Origin of the sequence: Hymenobacter sp. DG25A, assembly GCF_001280305.1 — a bacterium.
In the GTDB taxonomy this organism is placed as follows: domain Bacteria; phylum Bacteroidota; class Bacteroidia; order Cytophagales; family Hymenobacteraceae; genus Hymenobacter.
This window is the reverse complement of record NZ_CP012623.1, coordinates 2,291,386-2,316,827: the sequence shown is the minus strand read 5'-3', so window position 1 is coordinate 2,316,827 and position 25,442 is coordinate 2,291,386. Positions and strand designations below refer to the sequence as shown.

19 protein-coding genes and 1 tRNA gene are annotated in these 25,442 nt (G+C 57.1%); 8 read left to right on the top strand and 12 right to left on the bottom strand.

What is annotated here, in order from left to right:
- Window positions 1-155: 155 nt before the first annotated feature.
- On the bottom strand, window positions 156-989 hold the full coding sequence (locus tag AM218_RS09905) for an MOSC domain-containing protein (protein WP_054413720.1): 834 nt from the start codon (window positions 987-989) through the stop codon (window positions 156-158).
- 105 nt (window positions 990-1,094) lie between these two features.
- On the bottom strand, window positions 1,095-3,428 hold the full coding sequence (locus AM218_RS09900) for a T9SS type A sorting domain-containing protein (RefSeq protein WP_157547622.1): 2,334 nt from the start codon (window positions 3,426-3,428) through the stop codon (window positions 1,095-1,097).
- A gap of 407 nt (window positions 3,429-3,835) precedes the next feature.
- Here AM218_RS09900 and AM218_RS09895 point away from each other — a divergent pair, with 407 nt between their 5' ends.
- From AM218_RS09895 to AM218_RS09890, 3 genes are all read left to right on the top strand, one after another.
- Window positions 3,836-6,460, top strand: coding sequence for a PIG-L family deacetylase (locus AM218_RS09895; RefSeq protein WP_054413718.1), 2,625 nt, complete (start codon window positions 3,836-3,838; stop codon window positions 6,458-6,460).
- Between the two features lie 135 nt (window positions 6,461-6,595).
- Window positions 6,596-6,727, top strand: coding sequence for a hypothetical protein (locus AM218_RS17125; RefSeq protein WP_262489764.1), 132 nt, complete (start codon window positions 6,596-6,598; stop codon window positions 6,725-6,727).
- On the top strand, window positions 6,724-8,445 hold the full coding sequence (locus AM218_RS09890) for a sodium:solute symporter family protein (protein WP_054413717.1): 1,722 nt from the start codon (window positions 6,724-6,726) through the stop codon (window positions 8,443-8,445). Before AM218_RS17125 ends, AM218_RS09890 begins: the two co-directional genes overlap by 4 nt.
- A gap of 107 nt (window positions 8,446-8,552) precedes the next feature.
- Here AM218_RS09890 and AM218_RS09885 read toward each other — a convergent pair whose 3' ends face one another.
- Window positions 8,553-9,449: a DUF2911 domain-containing protein gene (locus tag AM218_RS09885; protein WP_054413716.1), complete on the bottom strand. Its 897-nt coding sequence runs from the start codon at window positions 9,447-9,449 to the stop codon at window positions 8,553-8,555.
- A gap of 276 nt (window positions 9,450-9,725) precedes the next feature.
- Here AM218_RS09885 and AM218_RS09880 point away from each other — a divergent pair, with 276 nt between their 5' ends.
- Entirely contained in the window at window positions 9,726-10,727 is a 1,002-nt protein-coding gene (locus AM218_RS09880) for a 2-hydroxyacid dehydrogenase (protein WP_054413715.1), read from the top strand.
- A 30-nt stretch (window positions 10,728-10,757) separates the two neighbouring features.
- Here the strand turns inward: AM218_RS09880 and ppsA are convergent, their stop codons facing one another.
- The 7 genes from ppsA to AM218_RS09850 all read right to left on the bottom strand — a co-directional run bounded on the left by ppsA (window position 10,758) and on the right by AM218_RS09850 (window position 19,945).
- Window positions 10,758-13,199, bottom strand: coding sequence for a phosphoenolpyruvate synthase (gene ppsA / locus AM218_RS09875; protein ID WP_054413714.1), 2,442 nt, complete (start codon window positions 13,197-13,199; stop codon window positions 10,758-10,760).
- Between the two features lie 114 nt (window positions 13,200-13,313).
- Window positions 13,314-13,850 carry a hypothetical protein gene (locus AM218_RS16800; protein ID WP_157547621.1) on the bottom strand — a complete coding sequence of 179 codons (537 nt, stop codon included), beginning with the start codon at window positions 13,848-13,850 and terminating at the stop codon, window positions 13,314-13,316.
- Between the two features lie 95 nt (window positions 13,851-13,945).
- Window positions 13,946-15,781, bottom strand: coding sequence for an ABC transporter ATP-binding protein (locus AM218_RS09870; protein WP_054413713.1), 1,836 nt, complete (start codon window positions 15,779-15,781; stop codon window positions 13,946-13,948).
- A 185-nt stretch (window positions 15,782-15,966) separates the two neighbouring features.
- Complete coding sequence (locus AM218_RS09865) at window positions 15,967-16,455, bottom strand: energy transducer TonB (protein ID WP_157547620.1); 489 nt, start codon at window positions 16,453-16,455, stop codon at window positions 15,967-15,969.
- 110 nt (window positions 16,456-16,565) lie between these two features.
- Window positions 16,566-18,053 (bottom strand): sodium:solute symporter, encoded by a 1,488-nt coding sequence (locus tag AM218_RS09860; protein WP_054413711.1) that lies wholly within the window; start codon window positions 18,051-18,053, stop codon window positions 16,566-16,568.
- A gap of 149 nt (window positions 18,054-18,202) precedes the next feature.
- On the bottom strand, window positions 18,203-19,222 hold the full coding sequence (locus AM218_RS09855) for an MBL fold metallo-hydrolase (RefSeq protein WP_054413710.1): 1,020 nt from the start codon (window positions 19,220-19,222) through the stop codon (window positions 18,203-18,205).
- A 126-nt stretch (window positions 19,223-19,348) separates the two neighbouring features.
- Window positions 19,349-19,945, bottom strand: coding sequence for a hypothetical protein (locus AM218_RS09850; RefSeq protein ID WP_054413709.1), 597 nt, complete (start codon window positions 19,943-19,945; stop codon window positions 19,349-19,351).
- 175 nt (window positions 19,946-20,120) lie between these two features.
- Between AM218_RS09850 and AM218_RS09845 the strand changes: the two genes are divergently transcribed.
- A complete protein-coding gene (locus AM218_RS09845; RefSeq protein ID WP_054413708.1) occupies window positions 20,121-20,855 on the top strand; it encodes a Bax inhibitor-1/YccA family protein in 735 nt (244 codons plus the stop codon).
- Between the two features lie 87 nt (window positions 20,856-20,942).
- Here AM218_RS09845 and AM218_RS09840 read toward each other — a convergent pair whose 3' ends face one another.
- Both AM218_RS09840 and AM218_RS09835 read right to left on the bottom strand, forming a co-directional pair.
- Window positions 20,943-22,778 carry a M61 family metallopeptidase gene (locus AM218_RS09840; RefSeq protein WP_054413707.1) on the bottom strand — a complete coding sequence of 612 codons (1,836 nt, stop codon included), beginning with the start codon at window positions 22,776-22,778 and terminating at the stop codon, window positions 20,943-20,945.
- Window positions 22,779-22,918: 140 nt separating this feature from the next.
- The gene (locus AM218_RS09835; protein ID WP_054413706.1) at window positions 22,919-23,566 is read right to left on the bottom strand and encodes a class I SAM-dependent methyltransferase; all 648 of its coding nucleotides are present in this window, start codon (window positions 23,564-23,566) and stop codon (window positions 22,919-22,921) included.
- Window positions 23,567-23,652: 86 nt separating this feature from the next.
- On the opposite strand from AM218_RS09835, the gene AM218_RS09830 reads away from it, so the two are divergent.
- The 3 genes from AM218_RS09830 to AM218_RS09820 all read left to right on the top strand — a co-directional run bounded on the left by AM218_RS09830 (window position 23,653) and on the right by AM218_RS09820 (window position 25,395).
- Window positions 23,653-24,372, top strand: a complete 720-nt coding sequence (locus AM218_RS09830; RefSeq protein ID WP_054413705.1) for a phosphatase PAP2 family protein — start codon at window positions 23,653-23,655, stop codon at window positions 24,370-24,372.
- Between the two features lie 122 nt (window positions 24,373-24,494).
- Window positions 24,495-24,579, top strand: a tRNA-Leu gene (locus AM218_RS09825).
- 114 nt (window positions 24,580-24,693) lie between these two features.
- The gene (locus AM218_RS09820; protein ID WP_054413704.1) at window positions 24,694-25,395 is read left to right on the top strand and encodes a phosphatase PAP2 family protein; all 702 of its coding nucleotides are present in this window, start codon (window positions 24,694-24,696) and stop codon (window positions 25,393-25,395) included.
- The last annotated feature ends 47 nt before the right edge of the window (window positions 25,396-25,442 follow it).

Here is a 25,442-nt window from a genome sequence, read left to right as displayed (position 1 = left end):
GATAAATCAGGTGCTTATTGCGCTGGATAGGCCTTTGAATGGGGTAAAGCAGGCTGCAAACGCCATTATCAGCGCGCACGCAGTGGGGCTGCCAGCCAGAGCGGCCACCTGCTCAGTAGTATTTTTGGTTTTCAGAAATGCCCGAAACCGATGCGCTAGGCGTGGACTTCCCGGAGTTTGTGCACCGTAATAACGTCGCCGAGGCGCACGAGGCCCTGCCCGGGCCCGGTGAGATTTTGCCCAAACAGCACTTTATTGCCCGCAGCGCGATAGGTGGCCAGCGTGCGAAGCGGCTCGGCGCTTTTCTGAGCCGTTAGCTGATTAATGGTAGTAACCGGGCAGCGCGCACACGGCTTTACCGCCCGAAAGCGGACTTCCCCAATCTGAAAGTCTGTCCAAGTGTCTTCCTGCCAGGGCGTGCCGCCGGCAAACACGAAGTTGGGCCGGAAGCGGTCCATAGGCACCGGCTCCGCCAACCGGGTATTCAGTTCCTGCAGCGAAGCTTCCCCGGCCAGCAGAAACGGGTAGGCATCGGCAAAGCTCACCATTTGGTCGTCCGGGTTCTGCTCGGGCTCTGTAGCCCGCATGACCATATCCGACATATAGACCAGCCGGCAGGTTTGGCCCAGAGCTTCCGTCAGCCACGCATCGGCGGCGGGAGTGCCGCGCCAGGCAAACACCATATCGTCCCAGATGGTGACGAAAAGGGTCCGCTCCGGGGTGGCTTCAAAAGGGATATATAAGGGAAGCAGATCCGGGCGCTGGCGGTGCGTGAGCAGGAAGCCATTATAAGCGGGAGACACCTGCAATAGGGCCATATGCGGCTGCTGCCGCTGCGTCATAAACTGGTTACGGGCGTCCACAATAAGCCAGCGCCGGTCGTGGCGCAGGCCGCGCAGCTCTACCTCAGCCTCCGTGAGCGGAATGCCGCCCAGCGACTTAACCGGATAAATATAAAGGGCAGATAACGTCAGGGGAGAGGCAGCCATATACACAAAGGTACAAGTCTGCGGAAGCTCCCAAACGATATTTATAGCCGAGCCCTGTCCATTCGGCAGAAGCTGCGGGGTGGACGGGGCCCGGCGGAAAGTGGGTTAGCGCTTGATAAAGCGGGCATTCTGCACGGTGCTGGCCCCCAGTATGCGGACGGAATACGTGCTGGGCGACAGGGCACTAACAGAAACAGTAGCCGTAGTTCCCGTTACGGCCTGCCGAAGCTGCACCCGGCCCAACTGGTCGAGAATCACCAGTTCTTTTGCCCCATCGGGCAGGTTGCTCAGCGTCAGCATATCGGCAGTAGGTACCGGACTCAGCTGGAGCTGATGCGCTGCCTGAGAACCGGTAATGACGGCAACCACGGAGGAATAAGTGAAGGTGCCATTGTCATCGGTTTGTTTGAGGCGGTAATACCAGGTGGCGCTGCCCTGCGCCTTGCGGTCCAGATAGGTGTAGCGCCCGCCATTGGCGCCCTTGCCGGGCAAAGCGGCCAGAGCTTCCCAACGGTCTGCCGCTACCTGCCGCTCTACGGTAAAAGCGTGGTTGTTGCGCTCAGAGGCGGTATTCCAGGTGAGCTGAACGCCACCACCCACGGCGGGTTTGCCGGCAAAGCTGGTCAGCGTAACGGGTAGGGGCGCCGTGCCATCACCCAGGGTAAAGATGAAACGTTCTACAAAATCCCTAAGCCCATTCACCCCAACCGTATTGGCATCGAGGTTGCGTACCGGCGGTTTCATCAACTGCCAAGGGCCTTGCATCGAGTTAGACCGGAAGAGGGCCAGGTTCGATTCAACAATGCTGTTGAGCTCAGTGGGCTCTACCAATACGGTTGGTACGGCAGGATCATGCCGGTAGGTGAACACCAGGTTCACGTTTAATGGGTTCTGCGGGTTTTCGCCTTTGTAAGTAGGCTCTACCACATATTGCCGCTTAATGCTCTTGGCAAAAACCAGGTTGTAGGGGTCGTAGGGAGGCAGCGCCTGGCCGTAGAGTGTGGTGCCGGTATAGCGCGTAACGGTGGTAATACCCAGGCTGGGTCCTTGGCTGGTACCGTTATTTCCATTGGCGTTCAGCTTTAACCCAATGCCACCGAAGTTATAGTTGCCGGGCACACTCACCGGGTCTTTGCTGATGGCTACTACGGTGCCCAGCACATAGCCTTTGTCCTCAGTCAGCATGATGTTTTTCCCATCCACTATCATCTTCAGCCGATAAGCACCCGTATTAATTATACCATCCTTTAGCTGAAGCTCCTGTAGGATTTCCAGTTCATTATACAATTGCTTAACCCCTGGCTTAGTGACTATTAGCCGGTAAAATTTCGTTGGAGCTGACAGTAAAATATTTTGATTGCTGCCCGTAAAATTAGTGGTGCTTTTTCCAGTGTTAAAAGTCCCCATTATTTTAAAGTCGCCACCTACGCTAAGCGTATACTGCCCGGTGAAATTGTTGGTGCTGGGTGCAAAAGAGGCATTTTCGCCCAGCAGAAAGTTCTTTACCACTGTGAGGTTGGATGAGCTTTCCATTCGGGCATTTCCCTGATAAAGGGAGAAATTACCATTAATCACCAGCTGCCCATTCATGGTTAACGTTTTACCAGGAGCATTTACCGTGAAGTCATAAAAAGGCGAAGTGGTAGGTGCCACGCTGGCATCCTGGTACGTGTAGCTAATCCGGCTGAATATAGTGCTCCGGTCAGCATCGCTCATACTGGGCACCGTGTAGTAAAAGGAGACAGGTAGCACCTGAGTGCCACTTGTAAGCAAGGGGTTGGGATTGTTGATGGGTATCTGACCACCTGAGGTAGCGGTTGAGTTTCTCAGGGTATAGGCAAACCAGTTGAAAGCAGAAGCGCTGCCTTCCATGCCTACCGCGCTTCGATACACGCGAAATTCCCGGATAATAGAAGGAGTATTTCCTTGCTGAGACCCGGAGTGTAAATCTGCCGGGTCGTTCTCAGGATTGAGGGCAGAAGGATAATTAGCCGGCGAAAACCAAGTGCCCGTATTGGTATTGGCTAAGTACATACTTAGTCCGGTATTAGTAAAAACGAAAGCCCTGTCTGCCCTGAAGGGAGGCGTAAACGTCAGGCTGCTGTTACTATTAGCCGGATCGGTATACGTTATCCCGTCCAGCGTACCATCGGCGGAAAGGGCGCTGTTAACGGGCGAGGCGGGGTTGCTATCCAAAAACAGTACGGAGGGAAGCGTCCAGGCAGAAAGGTTGCTCCCCCCATTTTGCTGAATAGCTACATACAAGTAGGTATTGTCCCAATCCAGGTACCAGGTATAGTTACCACTGGTTTGGGAAGCTTTGTACTCGTTGGGGGTGATTTTTCCATCTGCAGTAGCTCCGTGCGAATTGAAGGAAGCAGCCAGGCACACGAGGCACAGCGCCATCCGGAAGCCGGAAGCGGAGAGTAGCTTTCTCATATACAAATAATATAATGTTGTATTAGCAAAACAATATAATAAATAACAATAATGCAATTTTGCAATCTTTCGAGTTCTTAGCATATTCTGTATAGGCCACCGCTTGCCAGCGCACTGATATTATATAGCCATGCATTCATATGGCGAGGAACTGCTTTAAGAACTTTATTTATTTAAATAATTTTAATAATCAATAGAATAAATTCATTTTATTTAAACATTATGAAAAATGTATGTTTTAAACAAATTCTTGGTAATTAAGTGCTTATGTATTTTTTTCTAATTTAAAATTATGCCTCAGGATAAATTTCAATAAACCTGAATTTATCTAAGCTATGCAGTGGCCAAGGCTGTTCTCGTGTATATGGTGAACTAGTACCTTTGCCGCCTACCTGAACTTTGGATATATGCGCTTGTCTTTTTGGTGGAAAACCGCTGTGCTGGTTTTACTACTACCTTTTACAACCCTCGCCCAGGCTCCCAAAACCTATTCCTCCTCTGATATACTGCTGGGCCTGAAAAAGCTCAACGTACTGGGCTCGGTGCTATACATTGCGGCCCACCCCGATGACGAGAATACCCGCCTGATTGCCTACCTGGCCAACGGGCGCCTGCTGGAAACCGGCTACTTCAGCTGTACCCGCGGCGACGGCGGCCAGAACCTCATTGGCCCTGAGCTGCGCGAGCAGCTAGGCGTCATCCGCACCCAGGAGCTTCTGGCTGCGCGCCGCATTGATGGGGGCCAGCAGTTCTTCTCCCGCGCCAACGACTTCGGCTTCAGCAAAACCGCCGAGGAAACCTTCACCATCTGGGACCGGGAGCAGGTGCTCTCCGATATGGTCTGGGTGATTCGCCAGCGCCGGCCGGATGTGCTCATCACCCGCTTCCCGCCCGACGCCCGCGCCGGCCACGGCCACCACACCGCCTCCGCCATGCTGGCCATTGATGCCTTTGATGCCGCCGGTGATCCTAACCGTTTCCCCGAGCAGCTGAAATACGTGAAGGCCTGGCAACCCAAACGCCTGCTCTGGAACACCGGCTCTTTCTTCGTGAAGGCGGGGGAGGATATGAGCAGTTACCTCAAACTGGATGCCGGCGGCTACAACCCACTATTGGGCCAGAGCTACGGTGAAATTGCTGCCCGCAGCCGCTCTCAGCACCGCTCACAGGGCTTTGGCTCTGCCGCCACGCGGGGCGAGGCGCTGGAATATTTCCAGCCGCTGAAAGGGGAGAAGGCAGGTAATGACTTGTTTGAGGGCGTGGATATGAGTTGGAACCGCGTGAAAGGCGGGGCTGCCGTGGCTAAGCTCCTTGAGGAGGTAATTCAGAAGTATGATCCGAGCAAGCCGGAGGCGAGTGTAGTGGGGCTACTGAAAGTGCGAAACCAGCTTATGGTGCTTGCTTATTCAGGGGCTAATCAGAAAGGACAAACCTCAAACGACGTTTTTTGGGCGGAGGAAAAGGCAGCAGCGGTAAACCAGTTGATATATGACGCATTAGGATTGCATTTGGAAGCAACTGTGCAACAAGCAACCACTGCCTCTTCAGATTCGGTTAGATTGAACACTATGGCCATTAATCGGTCATCTATTCCGGTTCAGTTGGAATCAATCGTTTATAAGATTAGTGGTTTTAGAGATAATGTAGCTGGAATCGAAGAAACAGCAAATACAGTTCTGAAAAACGACATTGTGCGCAATGGTACGTATCGATTCAAAGCCCCCATCACCTTAGCCGTGTCGCAACCTTATTGGTTGCGTGAACAAGGAACAATAGGTATGTATAAAATCCCGGACGTTATAGACAGGAGAGACTGGGGACTAGAGGTTGCGGCTGCGAAAGCATTATCAGCTACTGGTCTAGACGTCATTCATTCACAAGAAGTAGTTGGCGAGCCAGAAAACGAGCCAGTAGCCATTGCGAGCTTTCATTTGAAAGTGAATGGGGAAGGAATTGGCTATGACATGCCCATCCAATACAAGCGCGTCGACCCTGCCCTAGGCGAGCTGTACCGCCCTTTGGCCGTAGTGCCGCCCGTGGCCGTGAACATCGTAGGCCATGCCTACGTCTTCGCGGAAAACAAGCCCAAAACAGTGCTGGTAACCCTAAAAGCCGGACGTTCCAATGCCAAAGGCACGGTGGCGCTGCAAGTGCCCACCGGTTGGAAAGCAGAACCCACCAGCATTCCGTTCGACATCAAGAACAAGGACGAAGAGCGCACGGTGGAATTCTGGGTGCAGCCCACAAGTAGCCAGCAGAGTACCGGCCAGCTGCGCGCCGTGGCAACTATGGATGGCCAGGCATATAGCCGCGGCATTCAGGTTATCAACTACTCCCACATTCCAACCCAAACATTATTTCCAGAAGCCGTGGCCCCGCTGGTTAAGCTGGACCTGAAGCGGCGGAAGCAGGATATCGGCTACCTCATGGGGGCCGGCGACGACGTGCCGGATGCTCTGCGCCAGATTGGCTACAACGTAACCCTGCTCAAGCCCGAAGACCTGACCGCAGAGCGCCTGCGCCGCTACCAGGCTGTGGTAGTAGGCATACGTGCCTACAATACCCTGGACCGCCTCAAGTACCAGCAGCCTGCCTTGCTGCAATACGTGGAAAATGGCGGCAATCTGGTGGTGCAGTACACCGTGAGCCGCGGTACGGTATTGCCCGAAATTGGCCCGTACCCCATGAAGCTCTCCAGCGACCGGGTAACCGTAGAAAACGCCCCCGTTACCTTCCTCAAGCCCCAGCATGCCCTGCTGAACACCCCCAACAAGATTACAAGCAAAGATTTTGAAGGCTGGCAGCAGGAGCAGGGCCTCTACTACCCCTCGCAGTGGGACACCAAATACCAAACCATCATCAGCAGCCACGACCCCGGTGAGCCCGCCAAGGAAAGCGCCATTCTGGTAGCCGATTATGGTAAAGGTCACTACATCTACACCGGCCTCTCGTTCTTCCGGGAGCTGCCGGCCGGTGTGCCCGGTGCCTACCGCCTGCTCACTAATATGATTGAGCTGGGAGATAAGAAGTAATTAGCTAACCAACCCAAATTGTCATCCTGAACTGGCGAAGGATCTTATCACATGCGAACGAATGGTTGTAACGCTTGTCGTTCAGCTTTAATAAGGTCCTTCGCCAACTCAGGATGACACACTTTTTTCAATTCTATGCCCGCCTCCCCCGAAACAAATAAGCCACCCCTGCTGCCTTCCTGGCGCGCCTGGTATGGGCTGGTGCTGGCGGCGCTGGTGGCGGAAATAGGGTTGTTTGTGTGGCTTAGTGGCTACTTTGCCACATGAGCGCGCTGGACTGGGCCGTACTGGCGGGGGCGCTGACGTTTATCATTGGGTATGGGGCCTGGCGCACGCGGCAAGCCGGCTCCTCCTTGGATGGCTACCTGCTGGGCGGCCGCCAAACCCGCTGGTGGGGCGTGGGGCTGAGCATTATTGCCACCCAGGCTTCGGCCATTACCTTTCTCAGTACTCCCGGCCAGGCCTATGCCGATGGCATGCGCTTTATTCAGTTCTACTTTGGCCTGCCCGTGGCCATGGTGCTGATTTCGATAGTTGCCGTACCCATTTACCAGCGCCTGCAGGTATATACCGCCTACGAGTACCTGCAAAGCCGTTTTGATAAGCGCACCCGCACCCTGGCTGCCGGCCTTTTCCTGCTGCAGCGCGGCCTCAGCAACGGACTTTCCCTATATGCCCCCGCGTTAGTTTTATCGGCTATTCTGGGCTGGAATACTACCGTAACGGTGTGCCTGCTGGGCGCCGCTATTATTGGCTATACCGTGAGCGGAGGCACCCGCGCCGTTACCGTCACGCAGCAGGGGCAGGTAGCGGTTATCTTCAGTGGCATGGTGGTGGCTGGCTACCTGCTGGTGCATTATCTGCCGGCAGAAGTAGGCTTTTCGGATGCCATGCACCTGGCCGGGCGCATGGGCAAGCTGAACCTGGTGGACTTCCATTTCGACTGGGAAAACCGCTACAACTTCTGGACGGGTATGACGGGCGGCCTGTTTCTGGCGCTGTCCTACTTCGGCACCGACCAAAGCCAGGTGCAGCGCTACCTCTCCGGCCAGAGCGTAACCCAAAGCCGCCTGGGCCTGCTCATGAACGGGCTGGTGAAAGTGCCCATGCAGTTTGGCATCCTGCTGGTGGGCGTGCTGCTGTTTGTGTTCTACCTGTTTCAGCCCGCCCCGCTCACCTTCAACCGGCCTATCTATGAGCGGGTAATGCGCAGCGCCGTGGCGCCCCAGGCCCGGCAGCTGCAGCAAGAGTACAGTGGCATTCAGGACGCGCAGCGCGAGGCGGCCACGGCGCTGGTAGCTGCCCACCAGCAGAACAATGCTCCGGCCCAGGCTGCCGCCGACCAGCGCCTGCAAACCACCCAGGCCGCCGCCGCCGGCATCCGCGAATCGTGGAAAGGCCTGGTAAAGCAGGTAGCGCCCGCGGCCGATTCCAAAGACACCGACTACGTGTTCATTTCCTTTGTGCTGCACTACCTGCCCCGCGGGCTGGTGGGGCTGCTGGTGGCCGTGGTACTAAGCGCCGCCATGAGCTCGGCCGCCTCGGGCCTCAACTCCCTGGGCTCTACCACGCTCATCGACTTATACCGCCCGTTTACGCGCCGCCTGCACTGCCCCGATGCACATCTGGTAGCGGTTTCGCGCTGGTCTACGGTGGGCTGGGGCGTGCTGGGCGTGGGTTTTGCCCTGTTCGCGGCCCGCATGGAAAACCTGATTCAGGCCGTTAATATTCTGGGCTCCCTGTTCTACGGCACTATCCTGGGTATTTTTGCCGTGGCTTTCTTTCTGAAGGAGGTGCGGGGCCGGGCCGTATTCTGGGCTGCCGTCATCACCCAGGTGGCCACCTTTCTGGCTTTCTGGCTTACTGATATTGCCTACTTGTGGTACAATATCTTGGGCTGCTTTGCGGTGATGCTGCTGGCGGTAGTAGGCCAGGCGGTGTGGAATAGAAAATCAACCCACCTGACAGAACACGCTTCCCTCTAATGAAAAATCCCCTGATGTCAGGGGAGACATCAGGGGATTTTTAGCGTTGAAGTGGCCGTTATACAGCTGCCCTGCTGGCAAGCCGGGAGCAGGAAACGGCCTGCGGCTTACAGCTTGCCGGCTTTCTTGGCATCCACAATCAGCGCGTCGTTCATCTTCACGTAGTCAGCATTTTTAGCTTCCTGCGCCAGTTTCTTCGACTGCTCCGCGGCCGTAACGGCGCCTTTGTAATCCTTCATTTTCAGGCGGATTTTGGCTTCCGTCAGCACGTTCCAGAACTTAGGCTCCGTGGCGTTGGCTTTCTGAATCCAGGCCAGTGCCTGCTTGGCGTCTTTGTTGTTATCGTAGTAGTAAGCAGCGGCAGCGGCCAGGTCATTGGCGCTGGGAGAAGCGTTTTTGATAACCTTCTCATCAATCTGCGCCATTACTTTGCTGTCCACGTCGGCAATTACCTTAAACTTGGCGCCGGTCATTTCCCACTGCATGTCCACGTTGGCCGTGGCCGGGGTCAGGTCAGCGAAGTTGATGGTGAAGGTTTCCACCTTCTGGCCCAGCTTGTAGGGCTTCACTTTAAAGGAGGCTACATCGTCGGCGGCCTTAAAGCCGGCCACGTCAGCGCCCTGTTTCAGGCTTTTGTTGAGTACAACCGTCCACTCCGTCTTGCCGGGAATGGTGTACAGGCCGTATTCGCCGGCTGGCACTTTCTTGCCTTCCACGGTCACATCATCCGAAAACTTGATGGCCGTAGTAGAGTTGGCCCCGGTGCGCCAGCGCTTGCCGTAGCCCACCACCGCCTTGCTGGTGGAGTCGCCGAAAATCACGCGGCCTTTCACGCTGGGGCGATAATAAGTAATGGTTACCTCGGTGAGGCCTACGCGCTGCGTAACGGTGCTTTTTGGGCTGGCAGCCGGGGTGTTCAGCTGGGCTTGGGCGGTTGGAGCCGAGAGAAGGAGGGCACCGGCCAGGGCCATGCTGGTCAGCAAAGCAGAAGATGTTTTCAGCATTATCAGGAATAAGTAGAAAGATGGAACGTGGGGTAAAAGTACACCTTTTGCGCAATGCCGGATACGGTGTAGAAATGCCCTGCCATCGTAAACAGCAGCGCCCGGATATGTTTTGACATTTACGGCGGACCGGGAAAAATAAGCCGGGTTAACTGATAGATATCATTGGTTTGCTCTGCCCGGAAGCCGGACCTTCGTGCCAGGCCCGCTACCCCGCTGTAGCCGGGCTGGAGTGGGGACTCTTCTTCCCTTCGCCTTCGGGCCATATTCTCTTGTATGCAAATTACGGTATTTAGTGCCCACGCGTTTGAACAGCCTTACCTCACTACCGCTGCCCAGGGGAGCCATGAGCTGCATTTTGTTACGGATGCGCTAAGTCTGACAACCGTAGAGCAGGCCAAGGGCAGTATGGCCGTAGCCCTTTTCACCAGCGACGATGCCTCGGCCCCCATCCTGGAGCGCCTGCATGCTTTGGGCGTGCGCTACGTGGCCGTGCGCGCCGTGGGCCACGACCAGGTAGACTTGGCCGCCGCCGCCCGCCTGGGCCTGCGCGTAGCCAACGTGCCCGAATACTCTCCCTACGCCGTGGCCGAGCACGCCGTGGCCCTCATGCTGGGCCTCAGCCGCCAGCTGTGTCGCGCCAGCAATCAGCTCCAGCACGGCGACTTCCGCCTAGACAACCTGGTGGGCTTCGATCTGCATGGCAAAACGGTGGGCATTATGGGCTGCGGGCGTATTGGGGCCGTTATGGCTACCATTCTGCACGGGTTTGGGTGCCGCCTGCTAGGGGCCGATGTGGTAGAAGACCCAACGTTGTGCCAACGCTTCGGGCTGGCGTACTTACCAAGCGAGAACCTCTATGAGCAGGCCGATATCATCTCGGTGCATATCCCCCTGACTTCGCACACCTACCACTTGCTGGACGCGGCGGCCCTGGCAAAAATGAAACCCGGCGTTATGCTGATCAACACCGGGCGGGGTGGAGTTTTAGACACCCAGGCGGCGCTGGATGCTCTGAAATCGGGGCAGCTGGGCTACCTCGGGCTGGATGTATATGAGCACGAAAAGGGTCTGTTCTTCAATGACCGTTCCCAGCAGCCGCTGCCGGAAACCGACCCACTGCTGGCCGAGCTGGTGAGCCTGCCCAATGTGCTGGTTACCGGCCACCAGGCCTTTCTCACCCACGAGGCCCTGACCAACATAGCCGCTACCACCCTGGCCAACATTAACTGCTGGCAGCAAAAAGAAACGTGCCTGAATGAGCTGCGTCCCGGGTAGTGCTAACCGGGCCCCGGCAGGCCACCCGCGCTAAATTCCCTCTTTTGATAACGAAGGCCCGTAGCTGGGCGTAACATGCGCCGCCCGGCGGCCGGCTTCCGCGCGCACCATATTATCAATGCCTTTCAGCAGGGCATCGGGCGTGAAGGAAATGCTGTCGATGCCCTGCTCTACCAGAAACTGCGCAAACTGCGGGTAGTCGCTGGGGGCCTGCCCGCACAGGCCAATTCTCACGCCCGCGTGGTGGGCCGCCTGAATTACCTGGTGCAGCAGCAGCTTCACGGCCGGATTGTTCTCATCAAACAGCTCGCTCACGATGGCCGAGTCCCGGTCGATGCCCAGGGTGAGCTGGGTGAGGTCGTTGGAGCCGATGGAAAACCCATCAAACACGGTGGCAAACTGCTCGGCCAGCAGCACGTTGCTGGGAATTTCGGCCATAACGTAGATTTCCAGCCCGTTTACCCCGCGCGTTAGGCCAAAGTCGCGCATAATGTCCACCACTTTCTGGCCTTCCTCCACGGTGCGGCAGAAGGGAATCATGGCCTTCACATTGGTGAGGCCCAGCGTGTCGCGCACCCGTTTCAGGGCTTCGCACTCCAGCCGGAAACCGTCGCGGTAGGCTGGGTGGTAGTAGCGCGAGGCGCCCCGGAAGCCCAGCATGGGGTTCTCCTCCTCCGGCTCAAACTGCCGCCCACCCAGCAGGTTGGCGTACTCGTTGGTCTTGAAGTCGCTCATGCGCACAATCACGTCTTTGGGGAAAAACGCGGCCGCCACCAGCGCAATAGCCTGCGACAACTTCTCCACGAAATACTCCGATTTGGAAGGATAGTAGCGCGTCAGCTTTTCAATCTCCAGACGGGCCGCTTCATCTTTCAGCTCATCAAACTTGACCAAAGCCATAGGATGAATACGGATGTTGCTGCTGATGGCGAATTCCATGCGCATCAGCCCCACACCCTGGTTGGGGTAGCGCGAAAGCCGCATGGCCTGGTCGGGGTCGGCCAGGATAAACATGGGTTTGGTGCGCGGCATCCGGATGGTGCTCAGGTCGATGGTGGTTTCCTGCCAGGGCAGCTTGCCGCCGAAGATGTAGCCGGCGTCACCTTCGGCGCAGGAAACCGTGATTTCCTGCCCATCCTGAATCTGGCGGGTGGCGTTGCCGGTGCCCACCACGGCCGAAAGGCCCAGCTCCCGGGCCACAATGGCGGCATGGCTGGTGCGTCCGCCCTGGTTGGTCACCAGCACCGAGGCTTTGCGCATCACCGTGTTCCAGTCGGGGTTGGTGATGTCGGCCACCAGAATGTCGCCGGGCTGCAGGCGGTGGCCTTCGGCAGGGGAGGCCAGGATGCGCGCTATGCCGGAAGCAATCTGGCTTCCTACGGCTTTGCCCGTGGCCAGCACCGGGCCGCGCTCCTGCAGGTGATATTCGTGCAGCTGCAGCTCCTGGTGGCCGTGGTGCACGGTTTCGGGGCGGGCCTGCACAATGTAGAGCTTACCGTTGCGGCCATCTTTGGCCCATTCTATGTCCATGGGCAGGCCGTAGTGCTCCTCAATCAGCAGGCACCAGCGGCCCAGCTGCTCGGCTTCCGCATCGGTGAGTACAAACTGCGCCTGCTGCTCCGGGGGCGTGGGCACGTTTTCAATGGTAGGGCCGGGGCCGGTGTGCGCGGCGGCGTAGCGCATGGTGCGGGCTTTGTCGCCCAGCTTCTTGCTGACCAGCGACTGATGACCGGCCCGCATGGAGGTCTTGAATAGGTAGAACTCATCGGGATTCACGGCGCCCTGCACCACGTTTTCGCCCAGTCCCCAGCTGCCCGTCAGGTAAATCATGGGCTCAAAGCCGGTTTCGGGCTCAATGGTAAATGCCACCCCCGCCGAGGCCAGATCAGAACGCACCATCAGCTGCACGCCCACCGACAAAGCAACCTGCATGTGCGGGAAACCATTTTGAATGCGGTATTTGATGGCCCGGTCGTTGAACAGCGAGACGTAGCAGCGGCGGCAGGCCTCCAGCACCGCCTCGGTGCCTTCCATATTCAGAAATGAATCATGCTGACCGGCAAAGCTGGCGGAGGGCAGGTCTTCGGCGGTGGCGCTGCTGCGCACTGCTACCTGCGCGCCGGTTGGCATATCGGTGCTGAGCTGTTGGTAGGCAGTGGTAATGGCGGCGCGCACCGGCTCCGGTATAGTAGCGTTCTGGACCAGCGCCCGGGCTGCTGTTCCTACCTCGTGCAGGTTGCTGAATTCCTTAGTGTCCACGGTTTCCAGCAGCGCGGATAGCTTTTCCCGAATGCCGTTTTCATCGAGCAGCAGCCAATACGCGGCGGCCGTGGTGGCAAACCCATCGGGCACGTTAATGCCCTTCGGCATCAGCTGGTTAAATAGCTCACCTAGCGAAGCATTTTTGCCGCCAACTACGCCTACTGCGCTGCTGGATAAATCCCGGAAAGGAATAGTGTAGGTCGCGTCCATGACTGTTCTCGCAATACGGCCAAGTAAACTGTGGCCAGTGAGGAAGAACTATCAATATGCATTGAATAAGGAGCTTATGCGTTGATATATATCATCTTTAGTAGGTGCTGTTGGTCAGGTAGGTAGCAAGGCTAACAGGTCTGCCGACGTAGCAGGCGGGGCTATGCGACGCATATCCAAATAATAGCTGTGCTCCACAGATGTATAGAGCAAAAGCCAAGGCGAAAGGTGTTGAATTCGGTAAAACTCACTCCATGTATAGAATGCTTCACCACGAGGGAAAGTTAGTTTTACACCGTTCTGACTGACTCGAAACTGAGAAGGATGTAACCGTGCTGATATCTGCCGATATGCCTTCCGGTATTCATATAGCTGATAAAGGAGCCCTATGCCGGTGAAGAATAGTGTTAAAAATGCCCAGCTTAGCCATTTTCCCGGCCCCATTAACCAGTAGCCTAACCCTGAGGAAAGGAAAAATGCCAACCATAACTTTCCTTTTTGCTTCCACGAATCGGACGTTGCCGGCTTGCGAGTCTGGTTGGGGTAACGTTGACGCTCTTGCTCTTGGTGAATCGTCTGATAATCGGCAAATGTCGGCGTAGCTGCCTCCACATGAATGCTCAATAATCTTTCTGGACTTATAGATGTCATGATTAGTAGTTATATCCGATACTACATTAACACAATAATTTTCAATGAAAAAGGGCGAAGCTATGCTTCGCCCTTTTCTCAGATGGTATAGTAATTTAACTCAGCTCAAACTGCAGCTTCAGCAAATTCGCATACAAGCCATTCTCATTGTGGGCCAGCTCCTCATGCGTGCCTTGCTCCACAATGCGGCCGCCGTCAATCACCAGAATTTTATCCACTTTGCGGATGGTGCTGAGGCGGTGGGCAATGATGATGCTGGTGCGGTTTTGCATTAGCTCATCCATAGCACCCTGCACCAGCTTTTCACTCTCAGAGTCGAGGGCGGAAGTGGCTTCGTCCAGAATCAGGATGGCGGGGTTTTTCAGGATGGCGCGGGCAATGGCCACGCGCTGGCGCTGGCCGCCGGAGAGCTTCACGCCCCGCTCGCCTACCAGCGTATCCAGCCCCTCGGGGAAGGTAGAGATAAACTGCCAGGCATTGGCCTTGCGGGCCGCTGTGATAATCTCCTCATCCGTAGCGTCGGTTTTGCCATAGGCAATGTTCTCCCGGATGCTGCCGCCGAACAGCAGGGTTTCCTGAGGCACAATGCCAATGTGGCTGCGCAGCTCGGTGAGGTCGAACTGACGGATGTCGTGGCCGTCGATGAGGATTTTGCCGCCGCTGAGTTCGTAAAACTGCATCAGCAGCTGTACAATGGTGCTTTTGCCGGCGCCGCTGGGGCCTACCAACGCAATTTTCTCCCCGGCCTGAATATCGAAGGTAATGTCTTTGAGTACCGCCAGATCGGGGCGAGTGGGGTAGCTGAAGGCCACGTGGCGGTAGTCGATGTCGCCGCGCACCTGGAGTGGGGCAGTGCCGGCCACGCGGGCGCGGTGCGTAGGCTCGGAGGGCTCGTCCAGAATTTCCAGAATCCGCTCGGAGGCGCCCAGCGTGCTTTGCACTTTGCCGTACAGTTCGCCCAGGCCACCTACCGAAGCCCCGATGAAGATGGTGTAGAGGGCAAAGGAAGTCAGGTCGCCGATGGTCATCTGGCCGGCCGCTACCAGCGAGGCCGCACGCCATAGCACCAGAATAATGCCGCCAAACAGGCCGATAATGACGAACGACACGAAACCGCCGCGGTAAAGGTTGCTTTTCAGCGCGGCCCGCACTGTGTTGGTGAGCGAGGCGGAGTAGCGGCGGGTTTCAAACTGCTCGTTGGTGAAGGCCTTCACCGTGTTAATGCCCTGCAGGGTTTCCTCAACAATAACGTTGGTCTTGGCCAGCTCATCCTGCGTGGCTTTGGCCAGCACCCGGATTTTGCGCCCAAACACCATAGCCAGCACCACAATGGGCGGGAAGGTGAGCAGCATAAACAACGACAGCTTCACCGACACCATCATGATGAACACAATGCCCACCACCAAGGTCATAATCTGGCGGAACAGCTCGGCCAAGGTCAGTGAAAACGAGTCCTGAATCTGGCTGACATCGGAAGTGATGCGCGAGGTGATGGCACCCACCCGGTTCTTCTCAAAATACGGAATGGGCAGGCTCACGAACTTGGCGTAGAGCGCCTGCCGGATATCCCGCACCGTAAACTCGCTCACCTGCGTGAAAAACCAGATACGCCCAAATGAAAACAGGCCCTGAAAGACAATGATGACAAACAGGCCCAGCGCAATCTGATTGATAGAAATGGCGCTGCCATTGGGCAGGATAAAGGGCTTGCCGTTGGCGGTATCCGTGAGCTTGCCAATCACCCAGGGAAAGCACATCACGGTGGCGCTGGACAAGGCCAGCAGCACCATGCCCACAATGAATTTGGTCCGATATGGCAGTACATAGCGGAAAATCCGCAGGGCCTTCCGCAGATTTTCTTTGGTTAACTTCTTTTTGGGTACATCCGGGTCAAGGGTTGTACCGCTGGTATTCATTCCACTTCGGGCCATGTTTGGTGCTTAACGCTTAGTTCTTAACAACTGTCATCCTGAGCTGGCGAAGGACCTTATCAGGGAAGAACGACCATCGAAACAACGATTTGTTCTGGTGTGACAAGGTCCTTCGCTTGGCTCAGGATGACAGACGAAGGAGGCCAGTTTCTGTTCGGATCAAATTACTAGCGTCTGAAAGCCGATTATTCAAACTTGACTTTCGTCTTCGATTTTTCAAATTCTAAAATAGAGCTGTCAGCAAATGGCACGGGCAGCTGTACTGGTACTGGTAGCGCCACGCCCTTGCGGGTAGCGGGTTTCCAGGGCGGCAACAAAGCCAGCACGCGCAGGGCCTCGGCGTCGCACTCCGGCGAAAGGCCTTTTACCACCGTAGCGTTGCTCAGGCGGCCATCAGCCTCTACTGTGAAGGCAGTTAGCACGCTGCCCGTAATATGCTTGACGCGCGCAGCCTCCGGATACTGTACATTCAGCGCAAAAAATTCTCCTAAGGCCTCTGCGCCGCCCGGAAAAAGGGGTGGTACATCGGGGCGGTTGGGGGCGGGGGTGCGCTGCACCTGCATGCGGCCGGGCCGGAGTACGGTAGGCTGCTTAGTGGTGGGAGCAGGCTGGGTTTGGGCCTGCGCGGAGGCAACTAATCCTACGAACAGCAAAGAAAGGAACGGGTGTTTCACGAGTGAGCAGGCTTACAAGGTGAACAGGACAAACCGGTAAAAACTGGCAGGCGCAGCACGGACCCGCAAAGGTACGCACAACTGCCCCATTACCGTTGCTGCCTAACCCCTCAGGCGTGAGCCGGGTTCAATTCGTGCACCTGCGCCGTGCGGGAAATGGCCAGCAGCCCCAGGAACGTGAGGACACCGTTCAGCAGCAGTATCTCAAACCCGAATTTGTAGCCACCCAGCCAGGCCTCAGAGTTAACGTTGATGATGTACGTGATGATGGGCGCAGCCACGCACACGGGCAGCACCATCCGGTCGCGCAGCTGCAGGCGGGTAAGGATGCCGAAGGAGAACAGCCCCAGCAGCGGCCCGTAAGTATAGCCCGCCGCTTTAAACACGGCCGTAATCAGGCTCTGGTCGTTCAGGGCCTGGAAAATCAGGATAATCACCATCAGCACCACAGAAAAACCGAGGTGGGTGAGCTGACGCAGGTTTTTCTGCCGGTTTTCGGGGTACTGCTTAATGTTGAGAAAATCGACGCAGAACGAGGTAGTAAGGGCCGTCAGGGCGGAGTCGGCGGAGGCGTAGGTAACGGCAATGATGCCCAGGATAAAGATGATGCCCGCAAACAGGGAGAAATGGTTGGTAGCCAGCAGCGGAAATACGTTGTCACCAATGATTTTGCCCTCGGCGTTGGTAGGCAGCTGAATGCCCTTCACGGCGGCAAATTTATACAGCAATACGCCCAGTGTGAGGAACAGCACATTCACGAAGACCAGCACCAGCGTAAACCAGAACATGTTTTTCTGGGCATCAGCCAGGGAGCGGCAGCTCAGGTTTTTCTGCATCAGGTCCTGGTCCAGGCCCGTCATTACAATGGTGATGAAGGCGCCCGAGGCAAACTGCTTCCAGAAGAACTTGTCGTCTTTCAGGTGGCTGAAGTAGATCTGCGACATGGAGCTGTCTTTCACTGTCTTCACCAGTTCCTGCAGGCCCAGGTTCAGCTCCGAGGAAATCAGGTAGATGCTCACGCCCACGCAGGTCAGCATAGCCAGCGTCTGGAAGGTATCGGTCCAGAGAATGGTCTTGAGGCCGCCTTTAAAGGTGTAGAGGTAAATCAGCAGAATGCTCACAATTACCGTCACGTAGAACGGCACGCCCATCTGATCAAACACGGCCAGCTGCAGCACGCCCGCCACCAGGTACAGGCGGAACGCCGAGCCAATGGCCCGGGAAATCAGGAAGAACAGCGCGCCGGTTTTGTAGCTCCAGAAGCCAAACCGCTGCTCCAGATAAGTGTAGATAGACACTAGCTGCAAACGGTAATACAGCGGCATCAGCACCAGCCCAATCACCAGATAGCCCACCAGATACCCAAACACCACCGCCATGTAGCTCCAGGACTGCGACTGCACCATGCCCGGCACCGAAATAAACGTGACGCCCGACAGCGAGGTGCCAATCATGGCAAAGGCCACCATGTACCACGGCGCGTTGCGGTTGGCAATGAAGAACGACTCGCTGGTGGCCTTGCGGGAGGTGAGCACCGCAATAATGATGAGAACAGTGAAGTAGCCCGCAATCAGGCTCAAAATCAGGGTAGGGGACATAGAATCAGTTACCAGTTACGAGTTGTCAGTTGCCAGGACAAACCTCCCAAAATCTGGAAGGATGCTTGGTAATGGCTGATTTTCCGTGGAAAAGAATATCAAAGCTAAGGCAGAACTGGCAACTGACAACTCGCAACCGGCAACTGATGCTACTCCCACTCGGTCCAGCGCAGTACCTCACCCACGGCGGGGGCGTGCAGCTCAGCGCGCAGCATACCGCCGGCCGCTACTTCCTGCAGCAGGCGCAACGGTTCCGAGGCCGGCTCATCACTTAAATCAAAGGTACCGTAGTGCATCGGTACCACGTGGCCGGCGCGCAGCACGTTAGCGGCCTTGGCCGCCTCGTGCGGATTCACGTGGCTCATCTCCATCATAAAGGCCGGCTTGTAGGCGCCAATGGGCAGCAGGCAGATATCAATGGGGCCAAAGTGCTTTTCAATTTCCTCAAAGTGCCCGGCAAAGGCCGTGTCACCGGTAAAGAAAATCAGCCGCCCGTCCGGAGTGCGAATCATGAAGCTGCCCCAGAGCACGCGGTTCATATCCAGCAGGCCCCGGCGGTGCCAGTGCGAGGCGGGCAGGTAGAAAATTTCCAGCGGCGCATCGGGCCCCAGATCAAACTGCTGCCACCAGCCGGCTTCCTGCACGCGCAGGCCCGGCACCATTTTCTGCACTACGGGTTGCATGCGCAGCGAAGACAGCACCTGCATCTGCGGGTTCTGGCCGGCCAGCAGCTTCATGGATTGCTCGTCGAGATGGTCGCGGTGCCCATGGCTGAGCAGCAGGTAGTCGATGCCGACAATATCCTCGGGGCGGCAGGGCAACTCATGGCGGCGCCGCAGAAACGGAGAGTCGAACAGCACCGGGTCAAAGAGCAGCGTGGTGCCGGCTACGCGCAGCAAAAACGTAGCGTGGCCCAGCCACACCAGAGTGTCCTCCTTGGAGGTGAAACTAGCGGCGCAGGGCACTACGGCCGGCACCCAGGTATCCTGTTTCTTCTCCTGCTTTTGCGGGTTTTCCGTGAGTAGCTTCCAGCGAATAACCTTGCTGAAATCGGGGTTGTACAGCTTTTCGCCATTGGCAAACTGCTGACCAAAAAGCTTGTTGCCGGGGTAGCTGGGGCGGATGGTGGAAAGCTGCTCGTTGCGAGCGTACGTAATGCGGTCAGCCATAGAAAGGCAGCAGGGTGTTAACGGGTAGAAATGGGCAGAAAGCAGGCTCCGTCGATTTTCAGCTTAAAACAAAGCTCTCTGAAAAACCGATTTCAGAGAGCTAAAGCTATAGCGTTAAAGGGCAGGTTAGTAGCCCAATGGCTGGCCCGAAGCCGGGCCATAGTACATGCTATTGCCCGGCGCCGCGCCGGAGGAAACCCGGACTCCACCAGAAACAGAGACATTCTCGGAAATCTGGAAGTCGGCTCGCAGATTTACGCCGGAGCCCGGGGTGTTAAAGCCCGCGTACGGATTCACCACGGGCCGGCCGGCCATAGATGGGGTCAGGTCTTTCCAGGCGGTGCCGGTTAGTGAGAGGCGCGGCGACACCGCATAATTGCCCCCGGCCTGCACCAGATAATGATTAGTGCCCATCAGCCCCAAGCGGGAACTGCCATTTTCAGCACTGGCATACGGCGCGCCTGGCAAGGTGCGCAGATACGTAATGCCCCCAAACACCGAAAAGCGGGGCGCCAGCCGATATACTACGGAAGGACTGAGGTAGGAAGCCGAGCCATAACGACCCGCAAACATAGCGCCGGCCGTGAGGCTATAGGAAGCGCGCCCGCCCAGCAAACCGGGAACCGGCCGCGTAGCCGTAGCGGCTCCGCTGGCCATTACCTGCGCCGAAGCAGCGCTGGCCAGCAGGCTCAGGGCAGCGAAAAGAGCACCAAATCGGAACATAGAGAAAGGCGGCAAGGTGAAAATGCCAGGCTAAGTTACACAACATACCCGGCAGGGTTGTAGCCGACGGGGCCGGGGAAGAATAAAACCCGAAACGCCGCGTGGTGCTGTCGTGCTAATCCGGTATTTTGGACGGCTAATCCATGTTTTTACATTTTAAAACTTTACCCCTTTTATGGAAGAATTTGTACCCGAAGAAATCAATGAGCAGCCCCAGCTGATGCTGTCAGCGGAGGAAGCTTCGCAGGTTATTTCCGGTTATATGCGCCAGGTCTATACCTGGATGACGGCGGCGCTGGCTCTCACGGGCGGGGTGGCGTTGTTTGTGGGCGCTTCGCCGGCGGTGCAGGAGTTGGTGTTCGGCAACCGCCTGGTATTTATCGGCTTGCTTCTGTTGGAGCTGGTGGTGGTTGGTTTCCTGTCCCGTAAGGCTTTCGACTGGACCATTGGCCAGACGCAGGCAGCTTTTGTAGGCTACGCCCTGCTCAACGGCCTTACCCTGGGCGTGGTGTTCATGGTATACACCGCCGACTCCATTGCCTCCACCTTCTTCGTGACTGCCGGCACGTTTGGCGTGATGAGCCTCTATGGCTTTTTCACCCGCACCGACCTCACGCGCTGGGGCAACCTGCTGCTGATGGGCGTTGTTGGTCTCATCATAGCCTCGGTTGTGAATATGTTCCTGCTGAACTCCATGCTCTACACCATCTGCTCCTTCGTTGGGGTGCTGCTCTTTGTAGGGCTTACCGCCTACGACACCCAGAAGCTGAAAATGATGGCCTTTATGGGCTATGGTGAAGAAGATACAACCATCAACCAAAAGGCGGCCGTACTGGGCGCCCTGACGCTGTATCTGGACTTCGTAAACCTGTTCCTGTACATTTTGCGCCTGTTCGGTCGGCGTAAATAACCTTCACTTCAACGCATAAAAAAGGCGGCCTCCGATGCCTGGAGGCCGCCTTTTTATTTTCAATGCAGATGGGAAGTTGGTAGAAGCTTACTTGGCCTTGCTGTCCAGCCAGGCAGCGCGGAACGCCAGCTGCTCGGGGGTGGGCTGCTGGCCGGCTTTTTCCAGGGTCACTACTTCCAGCTCGATATCTTCCTGCAGCGTTACGGGCACAGTGCGTACCTGCCCGCGGGAGCGGGCTTCCAGCTGCACTACATCCCCGGGCTTGTGCTTGCTCAGGAGCTTGTCGAAGGTCTTTTGATCTTTCAGCTCTTTCCCATCCAGCTTCAGCAGCTGGTCGCCCCGGTCGAGGCCGGCATTATACAGGGCATCGTTCCGGAAGGTAGCCGAGCTGATGGTCAGAACCTTATTATCGAACTTCAGCCAGCTGTCGCCCAGGGTAGCCTTGCCGGCGTGTGCCTTGCGCACCACCATGCCGGCGGGAGCCAGCAGGGGAGCAAAATCGGGGAGGGTATGGCCGATAATGTGCTGGCGGAAAAACTGCCCGGCAAAGGCCGTGTCGCGCGTTACTTCGCCCAGCACGCGCTGCCAGTCGGACAGGGTGTAGGGCCGTTCCGGGGCATAGTCGCGCTGGAGCTTGCCGTGCTGCTGCCACATGGCCCGCATGAAGGCATCCAGGTCGGTTTTATACTTCTGGCGCAGCTCCAGATCCAGCGCCAAGGCATTGGCCCCACCAATGATGTAGTAGGAGAGGTAGGTATTGCTGCGGTTATTGGGGTCGATGCTGACGGCGGCATCCACGAAAGGCGCCTGCTGGCTCATATGCACCGGCGAGTAGAGCTTGGCCCCGGGCGCATTCAGCATGGCATTCACCAGGCCACTGACGGCTATGCTGGCGTATTGATCCGTAGAATACGCCCCGGAACGGCACAATAGCAGCTCGCCAAAATACTGGGTAAAGCCTTCGGCAAACCACAGGTTGCTGCTCATGTTGGCCCGGCTGAAGTCAAACGGCTCCAGGTCGCGGGGGCGCAGGCGCTCCACGTTCCAGCCGTGGAAAAACTCGTGCGAAACCGTACCCAGGTTGCGTAAGGCATCGGCCCCCTTTAAAGAGCGGGAGTTGGTAACGGAAGTAGAGTTGCGGTGCTCCATGCCGTCGCCGCTGGCCTGGGGCGTGTAATTCGCCACAAACGTGTAGCGGCCAAAATCGTACTTGGGCAGCTCGCCAAACACGGCGGCGGCTTCTTTTACTACCTTCTTGGTCTGCTCAGTGTAAGCATCCAGCTCGGCATCGGTACCGTTGTGCAGCACCTTCAGCTCAATGGTCTGGCCCTGTTCCTGCCAGGTGCGTACCTGCTGGTTGCCCAGGGAAGTGGGGCTATCCATGAGGTACTGCATGTGGGGCGCAGAGTAGGTGTTGGCGGCGGTTTCAGGGCGCAGCTGGGTGGCAATCTGCCAGCCGGCGGGCGCGTCAAACTTCACCTCCACCGGCCGCTGTTCCTGCCCCTGGGCGTAGGCCAGCGTGGCCGGCATATTCAGGTGCGCGTGCTGGGCATCAATTCCGGCGTAGGTGCCATCGGTCCGGTCGCCGAACAGCGTGTAGGTAAAGCGCACGGTGCCATCGTGGCCGGTCACAGCCCAGCCGTAAGGGTCGGGTTGGGAAATATTCAGGGCTTTCCCTTTCGAGTCGGTGGCCTGCACACCGTACACGTTCTTGGCAAACTCGTGCAGGGCATAGCGGCCGGGCGAGCTGCGCGCCATCCGTACCTGCAGCGGCCCGGAGGGTAGCTCAGAGAAGGTGACGGTTACCTGGGCCTCGTGGTGCACGGCATTGGGGAATGCCACCTGGTAGCGCACGGGGGCCTGGGCCAGGGCGGTGAGAGGCAGCGCCAGGGCAAAAAGAAGAGAGGCGGTAGAATGCCGCATAGGAAGGAGAGGGTAGAGGGAAGAAGGAATCCGGCTTGAAAATAAGCGCCTAATGTTTAACAAGACTGTTTAATTGGTGCCTTCGCTGCCTGAAAGCACAAATAAATAACGGCGGAGGTTGCCAATGGCTTCCCGTTGCGCTAGCCTATTTCCTGAAATACCACCGCCTCGGCCATGCCGCCAAACACGGTGTGATGCGTGGTAGGAGAGAGTCCCACCCGCGCCAGCTCCTCCCGGATGGGCGGCAGTTTCCGCCCCTGAATCCCGGTAGTCAGCCCGAAAAAGCGGTACATGGAAGCCAGCAGCAGCTTTTGCCAAGCAGTGTGTGGGGGCGCAAAATCAGCCAGCAGCCAAGGCGCCTGGGGTTGGCGCGCGGCAGCCAGCCGGCTTACAATATGGCGCAGCCGGGCCACCGGAAATAAATCAAGGAAAAAGAATGTCACGATGACGTCGAAAGCCTCCCCGGGCAGCAAAGAATCCTCGGTTCCCAGTCGTAATTCCACCTGCTGCTGTTGGCCGCTGCAGTACTGCTGCACCGTTTGCTGCGCGCGGTGCAGCATGGCCGGCGAGGCTTCCAGATAGAGAATATGCGCCGCAGGCCGCCGTTGCAGCACCTCCCGCAACACCCAGCCAGAGCCCCCGCCAATGATAAGCACCCGTGGCGCGCCGGCCGGCAGCCCCTCCAGCGCCAGCTGCTGGGCCCGCAGCAGGCTGCGCCCAAACACCAGCCGCGCCAGCGGATCGTAAAAGGCAGCTACCCGGTCAAAGCCGGCGTCAGGCAGAGTCATGCGTAAAGATGCGGGACGCGCCGCAATATCCTTTCCGGCGCGGCTTTCGTTTGCTGCATGCGCCCTCACCGTGTTTTTCTGAGCTTATGACCTCTCATCTGCGCCGCCTGCTGGCGGAAGTCGTGCTGTTCATCACCGAGTTTGCCATTGTGCTGGCCGTTGGCGTGCTGGGTGTAGCCGGTTTTCTGGCCATCAGCCGGGAGGTGTTTGATCAGGATGCCGCTACGTTTGATGCCGATGCTTTCCGCTGGACACAGCGCCTGTTTGGGGCCGAGCAGCAGCAGTGGGTGGAGGCCATTACGTTTTTTGCCTCCCGCAATTTCATTGTGGCGGCGGCCCTCATCGTTATCTTATACTTTCTGGTGCTGCGCAAGCACCGCTGGTATACCCTCATGGTGCCAGTGGTGGCCCTGGGCGGCATTACCCTCAACATTGCGTTGAAAGGCATTTATCAGCGGCCCCGGCCTCTACTGCCGCTCACCTCGGCCAGCGGCCTGAGCTTTCCCAGTGGCCACGCCATGATTAGCGCCTGTTTTTACGGCCTGCTTATCTACCTGGTATACAACCATGTGCGGCGGCATAAGGTCTGGCGCTGGGTGCTCATCGGAGCGTTGGCCCTGCTGATTTTGCTGATTGGAATTACCCGCGTGTACCTGCGGGTACACTATGCCACCGATGTAATGGCCGGTATTCTGGCGGGCATTTCCTGGCTGCTGATTGCCATTCCGCTGCTGCGGCGTTTAGAAGGAGTGATAAAAAAACGGTATCGGAACGATCCGCAATTAGCTGAAAAACAGGCGTTGTAGCCTGATTTCGCAATTTATTTCGGAAAAATGTTGCGCCCGGCTTGACACAAGTTCAATTCGGCGTGTATCTTTGCAGCGTCAAAAACACCTCCACACGGGAGTTCATGCTTTTGATCTACGATGCGCTTGTGGCGAAATTGGTAGACGCGCTGTCTTCAGGCGGCAGTTCCGAAAGGTGTGAGAGTTCGAGTCTCTCCGAGCGCACCACAAAAGCCGGTTCCTTTGGGAGCCGGCTTTTTTTGTTTTTTAGCGGTTTTGCAAATTGGGTCCGCACGCCAACGAAGCCTTCCGGTTTGCGTTTGGCAGAGAAACGGAAAGCCCATGAAAGCCTTCACTGCCCGTCTGCTGGCCCGCATATCCTTGATAACCACGGAAGCACTGGTGGTAGGGGTGCTGTTGTGGGCAGCAGTGGTCGTGTTTTTCTACCTCACCCGCGTGGTGTTCGTCAATAAGTCGGCTACGTTTGATTGGTGGGCCTTTTCCACCATGGATACGCTGCGCTTTGCCTATCCCGGGCTTACTTCCGTGGTGCTGGTGGTTACGTTTTTCGCTTCCATGCCTTTTCTGCTGACTGTGGGCATCCTGGCCCCGGCGGGCTTGCTTTGGCGCGGGTACAAGCGCGAGGCCTGGGAGCTGCTCTGGGCCGTAGCCGGGGGCGCCATCCTCAATCAGCTACTCAAAATCCATTATGAGCGGCTCCGGCCCGATACGGCGCTGCTGCCGCAAGCCGGCCTGAGCTTTCCCAGCGGCCACGCCATGATTGGTATGACGCTGTATGGCTGCGTGGCCTGGCTGCTGTGGCGGCACGGGCACCACCCCGCCTGGGCAGCGGCCCTGCTGCTCTGGACGGTGCTGATTGGCCTTTCCCGCGTATACCTGCACGTACACTATGCCACCGATGTAGTGGCCGGTTTCGCCGCGGGGCTGGTCTGGCTGATTCTGCTGCGCTTTGCCCTGCACCTGTGGGAGCAGATTGTGGGCGTTACGATCAAAGATGAGGTGGAAGTAACCGAAGGGGAATAAAGCCAGCGGCGCATTGCCGGCAATTATCAAAAAGCCCCTGCCGTTAG

Excerpts from the sequence above, each read along its gene's own strand:
- AM218_RS09885 (WP_054413716.1), bottom strand. The coding sequence starts at position 9,449 with ATGCTGAAAACATCTTCTGCTTTGCTGACCAGCATGGCCCTGGCCGGT.
- AM218_RS09900 (WP_157547622.1), bottom strand. The coding sequence starts at position 3,428 with ATGAGAAAGCTACTCTCCGCTTCCGGCTTCCGGATGGCGCTGTGCCTC.
- AM218_RS09840 (WP_054413707.1), bottom strand. The coding sequence starts at position 22,778 with ATGCGGCATTCTACCGCCTCTCTTCTTTTTGCCCTGGCGCTGCCTCTC.
- AM218_RS09870 (WP_054413713.1), bottom strand. The coding sequence starts at position 15,781 with ATGGCCCGAAGTGGAATGAATACCAGCGGTACAACCCTTGACCCGGAT.
- AM218_RS09890 (WP_054413717.1), top strand. The coding sequence starts at position 6,724 with ATGAGCGCGCTGGACTGGGCCGTACTGGCGGGGGCGCTGACGTTTATC.
- AM218_RS09855 (WP_054413710.1), bottom strand. The coding sequence starts at position 19,222 with ATGGCTGACCGCATTACGTACGCTCGCAACGAGCAGCTTTCCACCATC.
- AM218_RS16800 (WP_157547621.1), bottom strand. The coding sequence starts at position 13,850 with ATGACATCTATAAGTCCAGAAAGATTATTGAGCATTCATGTGGAGGCA.
- AM218_RS09880 (WP_054413715.1), top strand. The coding sequence starts at position 9,726 with ATGCAAATTACGGTATTTAGTGCCCACGCGTTTGAACAGCCTTACCTC.
- ppsA (WP_054413714.1), bottom strand. The coding sequence starts at position 13,199 with ATGGACGCGACCTACACTATTCCTTTCCGGGATTTATCCAGCAGCGCA.
- AM218_RS09835 (WP_054413706.1), bottom strand. The coding sequence starts at position 23,566 with ATGACTCTGCCTGACGCCGGCTTTGACCGGGTAGCTGCCTTTTACGAT.
- AM218_RS09905 (WP_054413720.1), bottom strand. The coding sequence starts at position 989 with ATGGCTGCCTCTCCCCTGACGTTATCTGCCCTTTATATTTATCCGGTT.
- AM218_RS09845 (WP_054413708.1), top strand. The coding sequence starts at position 20,121 with ATGGAAGAATTTGTACCCGAAGAAATCAATGAGCAGCCCCAGCTGATG.
- AM218_RS09895 (WP_054413718.1), top strand. The coding sequence starts at position 3,836 with ATGCGCTTGTCTTTTTGGTGGAAAACCGCTGTGCTGGTTTTACTACTA.
- AM218_RS09860 (WP_054413711.1), bottom strand. The coding sequence starts at position 18,053 with ATGTCCCCTACCCTGATTTTGAGCCTGATTGCGGGCTACTTCACTGTT.
- AM218_RS09830 (WP_054413705.1), top strand. The coding sequence starts at position 23,653 with ATGACCTCTCATCTGCGCCGCCTGCTGGCGGAAGTCGTGCTGTTCATC.
- AM218_RS17125 (WP_262489764.1), top strand. The coding sequence starts at position 6,596 with ATGCCCGCCTCCCCCGAAACAAATAAGCCACCCCTGCTGCCTTCCTGG.
- AM218_RS09850 (WP_054413709.1), bottom strand. The coding sequence starts at position 19,945 with ATGTTCCGATTTGGTGCTCTTTTCGCTGCCCTGAGCCTGCTGGCCAGC.
- AM218_RS09820 (WP_054413704.1), top strand. The coding sequence starts at position 24,694 with ATGAAAGCCTTCACTGCCCGTCTGCTGGCCCGCATATCCTTGATAACC.